8 protein-coding genes are annotated in these 12,697 nt (G+C 65.3%); 4 read left to right on the top strand and 4 right to left on the bottom strand.

Going from position 1 to position 12,697, the window contains the following annotated elements; all coding sequences use genetic code 11:
• Window positions 1–2,400, bottom strand: a complete 2,400-nt coding sequence (locus tag P1L40_RS20250; RefSeq protein ID WP_284011194.1) for a hypothetical protein — start codon at window positions 2,398–2,400, stop codon at window positions 1–3.
• A 465-nt stretch (window positions 2,401–2,865) separates the two neighbouring features.
• Entirely contained in the window at window positions 2,866–3,975 is a 1,110-nt protein-coding gene (locus tag P1L40_RS20245; RefSeq protein ID WP_284011193.1) for a glycosyltransferase family 4 protein, read from the bottom strand.
• A 291-nt stretch (window positions 3,976–4,266) separates the two neighbouring features.
• On the opposite strand from P1L40_RS20245, the gene P1L40_RS20240 reads away from it, so the two are divergent.
• The 3 genes from P1L40_RS20240 (at window position 4,267) to P1L40_RS20230 (ending at window position 8,030) form a co-directional block, all read left to right on the top strand.
• Window positions 4,267–5,319, top strand: a complete 1,053-nt coding sequence (locus P1L40_RS20240) for a GNAT family N-acetyltransferase (RefSeq protein WP_284011192.1) — start codon at window positions 4,267–4,269, stop codon at window positions 5,317–5,319.
• Between the two features lie 92 nt (window positions 5,320–5,411).
• The gene (locus tag P1L40_RS20235; protein ID WP_284011191.1) at window positions 5,412–6,626 is read left to right on the top strand and encodes a glycosyltransferase family 4 protein; all 1,215 of its coding nucleotides are present in this window, start codon (window positions 5,412–5,414) and stop codon (window positions 6,624–6,626) included.
• Between the two features lie 6 nt (window positions 6,627–6,632).
• Window positions 6,633–8,030 carry a sulfatase gene (locus P1L40_RS20230; RefSeq protein WP_284011190.1) on the top strand — a complete coding sequence of 466 codons (1,398 nt, stop codon included), beginning with the start codon at window positions 6,633–6,635 and terminating at the stop codon, window positions 8,028–8,030.
• Window positions 8,031–8,092: 62 nt separating this feature from the next.
• Here the strand turns inward: P1L40_RS20230 and P1L40_RS20225 are convergent, their stop codons facing one another.
• On the bottom strand, window positions 8,093–9,241 hold the full coding sequence (locus tag P1L40_RS20225) for a WD40/YVTN/BNR-like repeat-containing protein (protein ID WP_284011189.1): 1,149 nt from the start codon (window positions 9,239–9,241) through the stop codon (window positions 8,093–8,095).
• 55 nt (window positions 9,242–9,296) lie between these two features.
• Window positions 9,297–10,772, bottom strand: coding sequence for a hypothetical protein (locus P1L40_RS20220; RefSeq protein WP_284011188.1), 1,476 nt, complete (start codon window positions 10,770–10,772; stop codon window positions 9,297–9,299).
• Between the two features lie 324 nt (window positions 10,773–11,096).
• Between P1L40_RS20220 and P1L40_RS20215 the strand changes: the two genes are divergently transcribed.
• Window positions 11,097–12,329 carry an antibiotic ABC transporter permease gene (locus P1L40_RS20215; RefSeq protein ID WP_284011187.1) on the top strand — a complete coding sequence of 411 codons (1,233 nt, stop codon included), beginning with the start codon at window positions 11,097–11,099 and terminating at the stop codon, window positions 12,327–12,329.
• Window positions 12,330–12,697: the final 368 nt, after the last annotated feature.

Raw genomic sequence — 12,697 nt, 5'->3', positions numbered from 1 at the left:
TCAGTTGGTCACGGACGTGGTGACGTTCTCACCGTCGACGAAGATCGCGTAGTCACTGGCGTCGACCTCCGCGGAGAAGCCGACGATCTCGCCGTCGAAGTCGAAGTAGTCGCTGCCGCCGTTGCCGACGACGCCCTGTGCGGTGTAGCTCCCATCGCCGTTCTGCGTGATCTCTTCCTTGTCGCCGCTGTATTTGTTCTCCAGGGTCCCGTCGGTGGTCAGCGCGTAGCTCCACCAGCCGGTGTCGTTGGCCGAGCGGACCTCGATGGTTCGGTTCTCGTACTGCGTGGTGTCGCTGTCGTCGCTGGTGTCGGTGTCGCTGGAGGAACTGTCGGTCCCAACGCTGTCGGTGACATCCTCGCCGTCGACGAGGATCGTGTAGTCGCCGGCGTCGACCTCCGCGGAGAAGGCCGTGATCTCACCCGTGAAGTCGAAGTAGTCGCTGCCGCCGTTGCCGACGACGCCCTGTGCGGTGTAGCTCCCGTCGCCGTTCTGCGTGATCGGTTCCTCGTCGCCCGAGTACGTGTTCTCCAGGGTGCCGTCGGTCGTCAGCGAGTAGCTCCACCAGCCGGTGCCGTTGGCCGAACGGACCTCCAGGGTCCGTTCCGTCGTCGAGTCGGTCGTGTCGCTGTCGTCGGTGTCGTCGCCAGCGGAGCTGTCGGTCGTGAGGGTGTCGGTGACATCCTCGCCGTCGACGAGGATCGTGTAGTCGCTGGACTCGACTTCGGCGGAGAAGGCCGTGATCTCACCCGTGAAGTCGAAGTAGTCGCTGCCGCCGTTGCCGACGACGCCCTGCGCGGTGTAGCTGCCGTCGCCGTCCTGCGTGATCTCCTCTTCGTCACCCGAATACGTGTTCTCCAGCTGTCCGCTGGTCGTCAGCGTGTAGTTCCACCAGCCGGTGCCGTTGGCCGAGCGGATCTCCAGAGTCCGAACTGTCGCGTCGGTGTCGTCTGAGGGTTCCTCGGTCGAATCGTCCGTGTTGTCGTCGGTCGAATCCGACGTATCATCCGTCGAGTCGGACGTGTCGTCAGTCGAGTCCGACGTGTCGTCCGTCGAGTTCGACTGCCGGTTCGGCGTCTCGGGGTGGGTCTGTGACCAGTCGAACGTCGCGTTCGTCCCGGAGGTCGAGACCGACCCGGGATCGATGTTCGACGCGACCCGGTTGTTGTCTCCGGGGATCGACCCCGAACCCGCGATTGCACCCGATGCGGAGCCGGCGAAATCGGAGTTGCGGACCGCGATCTCGTAGTCACCGGGCTGGACGCCGGTGATGTCGGTCTCGAGGAGGAACTGGCTGTCCTCGACGGTCATGCTGTCGTTTTCGAGCATCGCGGCGAGTCCGGAACTGCGCTGGTAGCTCCGGATGATAAACGAGACGTTCCGGGCGACCCCGCCGTTGGATCCGGACGAACGGCTGTCTCCCCAGAGTCCGCGGGTGTTGTGTACCGAGGCATCCAGCACTCCGTCGCCGTCGGTGTAGTCGTCGACATCGATGACGACGGTCGTGTCGCGAACTTCGACACCGCCCCCGACACGGACCGCCGAGACGTTGTTGTTCATCAGCAGGCCGCCCTCGACGACTACCGTCCCGGGCTGGCGCGAGACGTAGCAGGCGTTGTTCGGGAACCCCTGGAGGACCGGGTTCTTGAGGTGGATCGTCCCGTCGTTCTGGCCGCCGACGAAGATACCGACACGGCTGTCCCCGCCGGCGTAGCCGCCGATGTCGCCGTTGTTGAACTGTCGGTAGTCGTCGATGCGGAAGATCCCGTCGGAGTTGAGCGTCATCGCGGCGATCCCGTTGCCGTGTTCCTGGAAGGTCTTGGGCCCGTTCATCGCGTAGTTGAGCCCGCGGATGTGGGCAGCCTTCCGGGTCGACAGACGCATCCCCGGTGCGGCACGACCCGACGAGTCGAAGGTCAGGTTCTCCAGGAAGTAGTTGTCCGCGGAGAGGCTCCCGGACTTCGTCCGGAGGACCAGCCCCTTGTCGCCGTCGCCGTAGCCGGCCGGGACTTCGAACACCGTGTCGCTCTGACATCGGATCCCCCAGTCCTCGGCGAAGACCTGTGCCTCGTCGGACCACCGGAATCGCCCCGACGGGAACACGAGTATCTCGCCGTTACTGACGTTCTCGACGATGCCGGACACTTCCTCACCCTGGGAGACATCGACCTGTGTCTCGGACATCACCGACTCGTCGACCGGTGAGTCCGTCGCCGCCGCGACGGAGCCCGTGCCGTACAGGCCGGCGAGCGTCGCCGCCACCGTCCCCTTCAGGAAGCCGCGGCGACCCAGCCCGTCGGCCAACCGCCCCGTTTCGATGTCCTTACTGTCACTACTCTGACTATCAGCTCCTGTGTCGTCAGCCGAACTAACGTCCTCACGGCCAGGTATGCGGACCATACCAGGGGTAGGAAAGACCTAAAACTTAAGCGTATGTACAGGTTGGATTCGACTCTGAGTTCAGTGGATACCTGTTACGTATCACTTTACGGCGAGCTACACTGATCCACCCGGGTCGATATGTAGAAATTACTACTGGTAAGACGGTCGTATCCCGTCGTTAGGGACTGCCTGCGACGTTCGTCGGCGGCGCAGGCCTTCGCGACTGCGATGTTAGTGTAACACACCTATCAATAACTCGCTGCGGTCAGGCCAGGGTATCGACACCGGCGGAGTCCTGATCGTCGCCTCGCTGGGTACCTCGCCGACGACGTAGTCTGTCACCGCCACCCATCGGGAGACGGTCAGCGAGTCGCTACGTGCTACGTCCCGTCGCGAAAATGAGCCACCGTGGGCCGCTCGTTCGCCGCCGATCGGGACGGGGCACGGCGTCCGCAGTCGCCGGGGTCTCGATTCGGCCGGATCTCAGTCGAGGAGTTCCTCGACGTAGAGTCGCTCCAGTCGAGTCTGGATGCTATCCCAGTCGTACTCCGTTTCCACGAGCGTTCGGTTGCGCCGCCCCATCTCGGCGACGGCTTCGGGTGCCTCGATCAGTTCCGAGAGAGCTTCGGTCAGGGCGGCCGTGTCGCCGGGTTCGACGAGTCGGCCGTTCTCGTCGCCGATCACTTCCGGGATCGAACCGACCGTCGTGGAGACGATCGCGTTCCCGCCGGCCATCGCTTCCAGCATCGCGATCGGTAACCCTTCGGCGTGTGTCGGGAGGACGTAGATCGTTCCCTGCTCCAGCAGTTCGCGCTTGCGCTGCTCGGAGACGTAGCCGTGGTACCGGACGGCGTCGTGGCGCTGGGCCAGGGCCTCGACCTGGTCGACCAGCGGTCCCTTGCCGGCGATCTCCGCCCGGAACTGCGGGTCGTCGTCGGCGAGGGCATCAAGCGCCTCGACGAGCGTCGCGACGCCTTTGCGTTCGTAGAGGTTCGACACGAAGACGATCCGCGGTCGGTCGGCCTCGTAGGCGGGTGTGTACTCGTCGGGATCGACGGCGTTTGGATACACGCGGAGTTTCTCGGGGTCGGTCCGGCGGGACAACACCTCCCGCCAGTACTCCGAGAGGACGACGATCCTGTCAGCGGCGTCGAAGACGAGGTCCTGGAGCAGCCTGACCCCTTGGTCGGAGGTCCGTGCGAACTCGTCGAACGACGAGCCGTGGATGTGGAGGACGACCGGACACTGCCACACGTACGCGGCAAACAGGACGTAGAACGCGGCCCGGTAGAAGGAGAAACGGTGTGACGCGTGGACGTGGACCAGGTCGGGTCGCGATCGGAACGGGAACCGAAGGGCCGCCGAGAGCGAACGCAGCGTCGACGTGAGAAACCAACCCGGACCGCTCCCCGTCGGCGCGGCGATCATGTCGAACGTCGAGACGGCGATCCCGTCCGAGAAGCGGTCGACCTGTTCGTCGATGTACTGATGGATCCCGCCGCCGCCGAACGTGCCGACGACGAGCAACTCGACGGGGCGGTCGTCCGCCCTGTCGTCCGACTCAGCCTGTCCGGTGCTCGGCTCGCGACGCATCAGGAGTAGGGGAGGGAACCACGTTGTTTTGTTATGCCCAGATTTCCGGAGTACAGCCGCCAGAGGGGGTATGTTTCAGCGAACGGGCGAACACCGTATACCGTCGTAACCGCGGGATGAAGTGGCATAACAAAGTAGATCAGACAAATTTGAGCCAGTGATGAAAGACGCCTGGACCGCTCCGCCTACGATCGTCGAGACGGGCCATCCAGTGGCTGATCGAGTGGATTTCCGAGCGTACTGGCGGGACGTGGCACCCGAGCGGGCAGGCCCGACGGAGGCGCCGAGCAGATGAACATCGAACGCATCTCGCTCTCGGACTGGGCGGCGGAGCTGCCCGAGACGGGTCATCAGGTGTTTCACCGTCCCGAACTGCTCGAACTGCTGGCCGAACACAGCGGCACCGACGAACTCACACTCTACGCCGGCTGGAAGGGCGATCATCTGGTCGGGCTGCTTCCGGTGTTTATCAACCGCAACCCGCTCGGTATCCGGACCATCTCGTCACCGCCACCCGGGATGCACGTCCCGTACCTGGGTGTGGTCTTGCAGCCGACGAGCCCCAAAGTGCGGAAGTGCGAACGCGTCAACACGCGGTTTACCCGGGGTGTCCTCGACGATCTGGAGATCGACAGCCGAACCCTCGTCTTCCTCGTCAACGGCCCGGAGTACACTGACCCGCGGCCCTACGAGTGGGAAGACCTCTCGGTCGACACGTCGTTCACCTATCGCCTCCAGATCGACGGGCGGTCCGCCGAGGAGATCATGCAACGGTTCTCGAAGTCCCGTCGCCGTGAGATCCGGAAGGGGAACGACCTCGACGTGATCGTCGAGCAGGGCAACAGGGCCGACACCCGGCGTGTGTTCGAACAGACCAAAGCCCGCTTCGCCGAACAGGACGAGTACTACGGGCTCACCTGGCCGTTCGTTCGCGGCGTGGTCGAAGCCATCGACGACAAGAGCCGGACCTACGTCGCACGGCGCCCGGACGGGGAGTTTCTCAGTGGTATCGTCGTCCTCTACTCCGGGGATACGGCTTCGTTCTGGCTCGGTGGCGTGCGCGCGGAGTACCAGCACATCTCGATCAACAGCCTGTTGCACTGGGCGATCATCCGGGACATCGCCGACGACCCCGAGCTGTCGGGGATCACGAACTACGACATGGTGGGTGCCGGGGAGTATCGGCTCTCGAAGTTCAAGTCCAAGTTCGGCCCCGAACTGCGTCCCTACTACGTCGTCAACTCCGGTGGCGTACAGATGTGGGCCTCCGAGTCGGCCTACAGCGTCCTCAAGAACGTCCGGACGTGGTTCCAGTCGACGCCGACGGTGGATCGAAGCGACTGATCGGCGCTCCGAACCGAGATAGGTGTGGCATAACAAACTGCCGGGACGGGAACTATCGGGCACCGATGGGGCAGTCCGACCGGTCGATACTGATGGTACAGTCGCGGGATCTGACATCGCCGTTCGGATCGACACAGGGGTACTACCTGTCTCGGTCGCTCGCGGAGTCACACACCGTCCACGTGGTGTGTCGGCGGCGCCCGAGCGGCCGCGACGACCCCGGCGGCCCCGACGGACTCGTCTTTCACGTGCTCGACACCGGAGAGGTGCCGGTCGTCTCGGGAGCCCTGTTTATCCTCCTATCGACCGCCTACGCCGCCGTCCTAGCGCTTCTCACAGGCTTCGACGCGGTGTACAGCTACAAGAGCGAACTGCCACAGGGGTGGCTCGCGTCCCGTCTCGGTCGGGGACGGTTCGTCGTCTCGCTCCAGGCCGTTCCCGTCCGCCAGGCGGACGACCTGACGGCCGAGTCAGGGACCGACGAGTCGATCGGAGCGAGGATCGCGGCGGCGGTGCGCCGGGGCTACGGAGCGGTCACCGGGTGGCTCCTGGCCGACGCCGACGCCGTAGTCTGTCTGACCGAAGGGATCAAGCGGATCACCGAACGGCAGTACGGGATCGATCTCTCGGACGCAGCGGTCGTCCCGATGGGGGTCGACACCGACCGGTTCTCGATGGAAGCGCCGGCCCGTGCCGAGCGGGACCCGGACGCGCCGTGGCGACTGCTCTACGTCGGGACGGTCCACCTGACCCGCGGGCTCGACAGCGTGTTCGAAGTCGTCGCCGAATCGGCGTTCGACCTGGAGCTACACGTCGTCGGGAGCGGCCCCGAGAGCCACGTGCGTGCCCTGCGCTCACGAGTGCGCGAACTCGGGATCGAGGACCGGGTCGTCTGGCACGGGTTCGTCGCCCACGAGGAGGTCCCCGGGCTACTCACGGAGACCGATGTCGCGCTGTCGCCGCTCTCGGACATCGAGTCCTACCGGATCAGCTTCCCGGCGAAACTGCTCGAATATCTGGCGGCCGGCTGTCTCGTCGTCGCGACGGATATCGACCCACATCGGCGGCTGATCGAGGACGGTGAGAACGGCTACCTTCACGCTCCGGGGAGCGAGGGGCTCCAGGAAGGGCTCTCGCGGTGTCTCGCCGACGCCGACCGCCACGCTGCGGTCAGACAGGCGGCCCGAGCGACGGCGCTCCAGTACGACTGGGACGCGGTCACTGCCGAGCACGAACGCGTGCTGTGGCCGGCCGACGGCGGCAGCACCGAGCGCCGACAGCCCCGGCGGGTGTCGACTAGCGAGTGAGTAACAATGTCCCCCGTCTTCGACCGCGGAGCCATGACCGACCGGCCGGACGTTCTGTTCCTCGTCGTCGACTCGGTCCGCAAGGACCGGACCTCGACGTACGGACACGACCGCGAGACGACACCGAACCTCGACGCCCTCGCCGACGTGGCGACCCGGTACGACAGCGCGTACGTGCCGGCCCCCTGGACGCTTCCCTCGCACTGCTCGATGTTCACCGGGCTGGCGCCGTCCGAACACGGCGTGACCGGCGGGTTCGCGGACTCGACCAGTCGGCTCCCGGAGGCGACCCCGACCCTCACCGAACGGCTGTCCGAGGCCGGCTACCGGACGGCGGGCTTCTCGAACAACCCATGGGTCGGCTCGCTGTCGGGGCTCGACCGCGGGTTCGAGGAGTTCGTCGAGTGGGACCTGGAACTCACGAGCCGTGGCGGACTCGGAGTCCACAGGCGCCGCGACCGGATGCTGTCGGCGGCCCACAGGCTGCTGGCACAGGCCGCACGACAGCCAGTCTTCCTCCTGAAACGCCGGTTTTTCACCGACCGGCTCGTCGACCGCGCCGAGCGGTGGTTCGCACGGACCGCACCGCTCTCGGCGCCGACGTTTACTTTCCTGAACCTCATGGAGGCCCACAGCCCGTACTTCCCGCCCCGGTCGGCGTTTCGGGCGCTCGACCTCGATCCGCCCTCGGTCGTCGAGCCGCGGCTGTTGAACACGAAGCTCCTGGCGTACGTCCTCGGGAGGCGCGACCTCGCGCCGGCCGAGCGGCGCCGCGTCATGGAGTACTACGACGCGAGTCTCCGATACCAGGACCGCCGCGTCGAGGAGCTGCTGGCCGCACTCCGACACCAGGGCCGGTTCGACGAGACGCTGATCGTCGTCTGCGCCGATCACGGAAAGACCCTCGGCGAGTACGACCGTGACGGGACACCGCCCCACTACACGCGCCAGCTCAACGTCACCGTGCCGTTGTTGGTCAAAGCACCGGGCCAGTCCTCGTCCGAGCGGGTCGAAGCGCCGGTCGAGCTGGCGGACGTGTTCGACCTGCTCGTCGGGGCCGGGACCGAAGCGGACGGGGACGGGCTCCGGCCGGACCCGTCCGGAACCGCACTCGTCGAGGACTTCCTCCCCCACACCGGCGGCGAGGAGCCGGCCGACCGCGAGCGGTGGCGTGTCCTCGCCGACGGGGTCCACAAGTACGTCACCGACGGTGACAGGGAGTTCCTCTTCGATGTCCGGGCCGACCGCGACGAGCAGCTCAAAGACCCCGGCCCCGACCGCCTCGAATCGTTCCGGACAGCGTTGCGCGACCGCGTCGCCGACCTCGATACGGCGGCGGCGGGAGAGAGCAGGTCGATCGGCAAGAGCACTCAGTCACAGCTCCAGGATCTCGGTTACATGTGAGCGGGCAGCACCGCTGGACGGTGGAATCGGTGTGTAGCGGTTCCGGACGGTGAAGTCGGTCCCTACCGGTACTGGACGGTGAAATCGGTCGGTTCCGTGGGGCTCGCTCGATCGAGCATCGAGGGCGTGACTCGGAGGAGCGCGCCGTCGAACTGTGCCGTGTTGTACGGGTTGAGGACGAGCCCGCGGTCGGGGTCGCTGGCGAGGAAGACGTAGGCGTTCGCCGACGGGACGACACCGCCCAGATCGACCGTGTCAGCCGGGACGGGCCGCTTCTGGAACGCCGCGAGTTCGATCCACTCCGAGTAGTCGGTGGCCGAACTCGCCGCCACGACGCGGGCTCGCTCCGAGTAGGACGTTTGCGCTCCCTGCGGAGCGGTGCTGTCGCTGCCCGGCTCCATCGCGGTCGAGAAGACGATCCAGTGGGCATCGCCCGTCTCCAGTGTCGTCGCGTAGTAGACGGAGCTATCCAAATCGTGGACGCGCTTGGGTTCGGGCCTCCCGCCGAACGCCGAGCGGTCGACCCTGAAGATCGGTTTCTCGGCCTCGTAGACGCTGTCCATGCCCCAGAACACGGCCGAAGGCGTAAACGCTAGCTCGACGGCACGCCAGCGCTGGTCCCCGCTGCCGAGCCGCTCGACGGTGCCGTCACGGAGGCGCCCGATCGCGCATCCGTCGCCGCTGTCGCCCGTCGTGAGCCAGACGGCCCCGGTGTAGGGATCTGTCTGGACACTATGGACGTGTCGGACGGACGGGAGCGAACAGACCGTCGACCAGGATCGTCCGGCGTCGGTCGACCGCCTGACGCGGGGAGTGGCGTCCGTGTCGAGCGGGTACTCACCGACGTACCACGCCCCGTTAGCCGCACAGAACGCGCTCGGGAGCACGCCCATCGGGCCCGAAGACTGCGGCAGCGTGAGACTCGTCGTCCAGGTGCGACCGCCGTCCCGCGAGACGAACAGCCAGCGATCGGCCGACGCGACCAGTGTCGTCGCGGAGACGGGCCAGACGTTGACCGACGCGACTCGCCCGACGTACCGGCCGAGGAGGGACTTCGCCCGGCCGGTCGTGAGCCTGTACGAGAGCCCGGCGCGACCACCGGCGGGGACCGGGAGCTCCCCGACTCGCGTGAGTCCCGCTGTCGTCTCGGTGAGGACGGCCCGGTTCTGGCTGACCGACAGCGTCCCGTCGTGGAATCCGCCGAGTTTCATCCGTGTGTCCGTGTCGGTGTGACAGGTAAATCTGCCGGGTTCATCTGCTCTCAGACTACTCCCGTACGATTAGACGGCCGTTGAACACCAGCTTGTAGCCGTCCGGCGGGCCGGTCGTGTTCCAGGATTGGACCCGGCCGTCGAACGTGTACGTATCGAAATCACCGCTGTCGACCGCACCAGTGGCCGTCCAGGTGCCGTCGCTGTTTTCGGTCACGTCGTCGCTGCCCTCCGTCGCCGACCCTTTGACCAGTTCCCCGGTGGTCGTCAGTTCGTAGTCGACCCGGTTGGTGCCCCAGATCGAGAGCGTGTGCTCGTAGCTGGGTGTCGACGCCCCTTCGATCGGTGTCGCCTCGTGGACGGTCCGCCAGTCGAACTGGTCGTCGGCGTTCGACGAGACGGGGAGCGTGCCCGGATAGATGTTCGGTGCGACCGTGTTTCCGCTGCCGAGGATCGTGCCGACACCGGCGATCGAGCCGACCGACCCCCCGTCGATCGTCGATCCCTGTACGTTGACGGAGGCCGTCTCCGCGTTGACGGCGATGACGTTGTCGTCGAGCAAGAACTGGGAGTCTCGGACCGTCACGACCGGGTTCTGGAGGATATCGACGAGGCCGCTGGACCGTTCGAAGTTGTGCAGGACGAACGACGAGTTCGTCACCAGTCCCCCGTCAGTCCCCGCCCCCCGGTTGTCGCCCCAGACGCCGCGGGTGTTGTGCTGTCCACCGTCGATCACACCGGGTCCGTCCGTATACCGCTCGGTGTCGATGACGATGGTCGTGTCCCGTACTTCGACGCCGCCGGAGACACGGACCGCCGAGACGTTGTTGTTCATCAGGAGTCCGTCCTCGACGATCACCGTCCCCGGCTGGCGCGAGACGTAACAGGCGTTGTTGGGGAAGCCCTGCAACACGGGGTTCCTGAGATGGATCGTCCCCTGGTTTCGCTGCCCGGCGAAGATACCGATTCGACTCTCCCCGCCCGCGTACCCGCCGATATCGCCGTTGTTGTACTGTCTGAAGTTGTCGATCCGGAGCGTCCCCGAGGGCTCTGTGACCAGCACCGAGAGGGCGTTCTCCTGAGGTCCCTGGCTCTGTGGTCCGTCGAGGTCGTAGTGGAGTCTGTCGACGTGTGCGTTCGTTTCGACACCGAGTCGCATTCCGGGGGCGGCACGTCCCGGGGACTGGAACCACAGGTTCTCGAGCAAGAAGTTGTCGGCGACATCGTTGTTGACGATGGTCCGGAGGAGAAGCCCGTTGGAATCGTCTCCGAGTCCGGCCGGGACTTCGAACTTCGTCCGGGGGTTACAGCGGATTCCCCAGTTGTTGGCAGTGACGACGGCTGTCTCTTCCCACCGGAACGTCCCCGCCGGGAACACGAGCAACTGACCGTCCTGTATCGTGTTGAGCACGTCGGCGGCATCGTTGATCGGTGGCTCGACGTACCGTTCGGTCATCGTCGACGTATCGACGGTCGTTTGTCGCGCGCCGGTGGCGTCTCCACCGCCGACGGCGCCGATAATCGGTGCCACACACGCCGTCTTGAGGAACGTTCTCCGATCGACTCGGTCCGCTGTGTTCGACCCGGTTGCGGCTCGGTTAGCAGTTACTCCGTCGTCGTCTTCGGCGCCCTGATTCATGGATGGATAACTGTCACGTCCATCGAATCCGGTCAAGATTGTTATGACCGTCTTTGTCAGTCGCGGGGACACGTAAGCGGAGCTTACGAAAACGGCACGTCTCGTCCGGTTCCGGCGACAGCGGTAGGATCGGAATTACAACGACTACGGCGTGTCCTCAGACATCGGTAAGATGGGTCCCCCAGCACAGACCCAGGGAACCGCACGGTGAGTCACGTGACTGAGATATACGATACATCCACGACGGAAGCTGTCGACCCGCTCTTTGACCTCCTCGAACGGTCGCTTGCGTACGCTCGCGAGCGGGAGTATCTGGGATGGGATTACTGCGACGGGATGAGCAGCCGCGTCTGGCGTTCGGTCCCCGTCCAGACCAAGTGGAGCAACCTCGCCTTCCAGGAGGTCATCAAGCGCGGCCCGCCGTTTCTTCGTCGGTTGTTTCTCGTCGAGCCACGCCGAAACTACAAGGGAGCGGCGCTGTTCGCGATGGCGAATCAGAACGCCCACGAACTGCGACAAATACGCGGGCCCACGAGGAACACGGACATCGACTACCTCGGCGAGACACGAGACCTCCTCGACTGGCTCGTCGAGAGCAACGACTCTGGAAACAGCGGGTTCGGTCTCGGACATCCCCACGCCGTGCAGGACCTCCAGGGGTACGCCAGCCCGAACACGCCCGACTCCGTGGTCACCTCCTACGCGGTGAAGGCGCTCCTCCGTGGCGCGACCCTCGATCCCGCGTACGCCCGTGTAGCCGCCAGTTCCGCCGAACTCGTCGAGAACGAACTCGACTACACGGAACTCGACGACGGAACCGCGCGGATCACGTACAGCCAGAACCACCCAGGAACGTACTACACACTCAACGCGGGCGCCCTCGGTGCGCGGTTGCTCGTGGATCTGTACGCGTACTTCGGGGACGACCGACATCGGCGGCGCGCCCGGAAACTCCTCGATCACATCGTCGATCGACAAGAGCCTATCGGCGGCTGGAAGTATCGCGACCCACCGGACGCCTCCCACCTCTCGATGGACACCCACCACAACGGGTTCATCCTCGAATCGCTCCAGTACTACCGCACCGTGACGGCGGACGGCCGCTACGACGAGGCGATCGACGACGCGATGACCTTCCATCGCGAAACGCTGTTCACCGCCGACGGCGCGCCCAACTTCGACGAGAACGACGCCTACCCGCGGGATATCCACGCCGCTGCACAGGGGATCCTCGTGTTCAGCTACGCCGGGGAGTTCACGTTCGCGAGACGGATCATCGAGTGGACGCTGGAGAACCTCTTCGACGGCGAGGAGCGGTTCTACTTCCGCAAGACGAGATATCGGACGCGACGGATCACGCTCATGCGCTGGTGTCAGGCGTGGATGGCCTACGCCATCTCAGAGTATCTGGTCGAACGAACCGGTGTCCGCGAGACGCAGGCCCCGTAGCGACGTTCCGCCTGACTGGAACGCCCCGCTGGTCGGCACCGCGGCCCCGAACCGGGCCGTCGACAACAACGAGCACCGGACCGTTCCTCCGGTCCCGACACCGACGTGTGAATACGGGTCCGTGTCGACGGATCTCCTGTTTTGGCTGCCCATCGGCGATCCCAGAGTGAGTTTCTACAGTGGAGACGCGTGTGCTTCCGAGAAGCGTGAGCGGTTGGCCGGGCGCTGTACGCGAAGTTCGATCGGATCCACGAGTGTCTTAACCAACAGCTCGCGCGTGTTCGACCCATTGTTGGTTAAGACCGGGAGTGCTCCGTCAGTTCGATTCTAGTACTATCCCGGCCAAATCTAGAGATAGTAATCAGACG

The organism is Haloarcula pelagica (genome assembly GCF_030127105.1).
GTDB lineage: Archaea > Halobacteriota > Halobacteria > Halobacteriales > Haloarculaceae > Haloarcula > Haloarcula pelagica.
The sequence above is the reverse complement of the archived record's forward strand: the minus strand, read 5'-3'. Positions and strand labels throughout refer to the sequence as shown.

Excerpts from the sequence above, each read along its gene's own strand:
- P1L40_RS20250 (WP_284011194.1), bottom strand. The coding sequence starts at position 2,400 with ATGGTCCGCATACCTGGCCGTGAGGACGTTAGTTCGGCTGACGACACA.
- P1L40_RS20245 (WP_284011193.1), bottom strand. The coding sequence starts at position 3,975 with ATGCGTCGCGAGCCGAGCACCGGACAGGCTGAGTCGGACGACAGGGCG.
- P1L40_RS20240 (WP_284011192.1), top strand. The coding sequence starts at position 4,267 with ATGAACATCGAACGCATCTCGCTCTCGGACTGGGCGGCGGAGCTGCCC.
- P1L40_RS20235 (WP_284011191.1), top strand. The coding sequence starts at position 5,412 with ATGGTACAGTCGCGGGATCTGACATCGCCGTTCGGATCGACACAGGGG.
- P1L40_RS20230 (WP_284011190.1), top strand. The coding sequence starts at position 6,633 with ATGTCCCCCGTCTTCGACCGCGGAGCCATGACCGACCGGCCGGACGTT.
- P1L40_RS20225 (WP_284011189.1), bottom strand. The coding sequence starts at position 9,241 with ATGAAACTCGGCGGATTCCACGACGGGACGCTGTCGGTCAGCCAGAAC.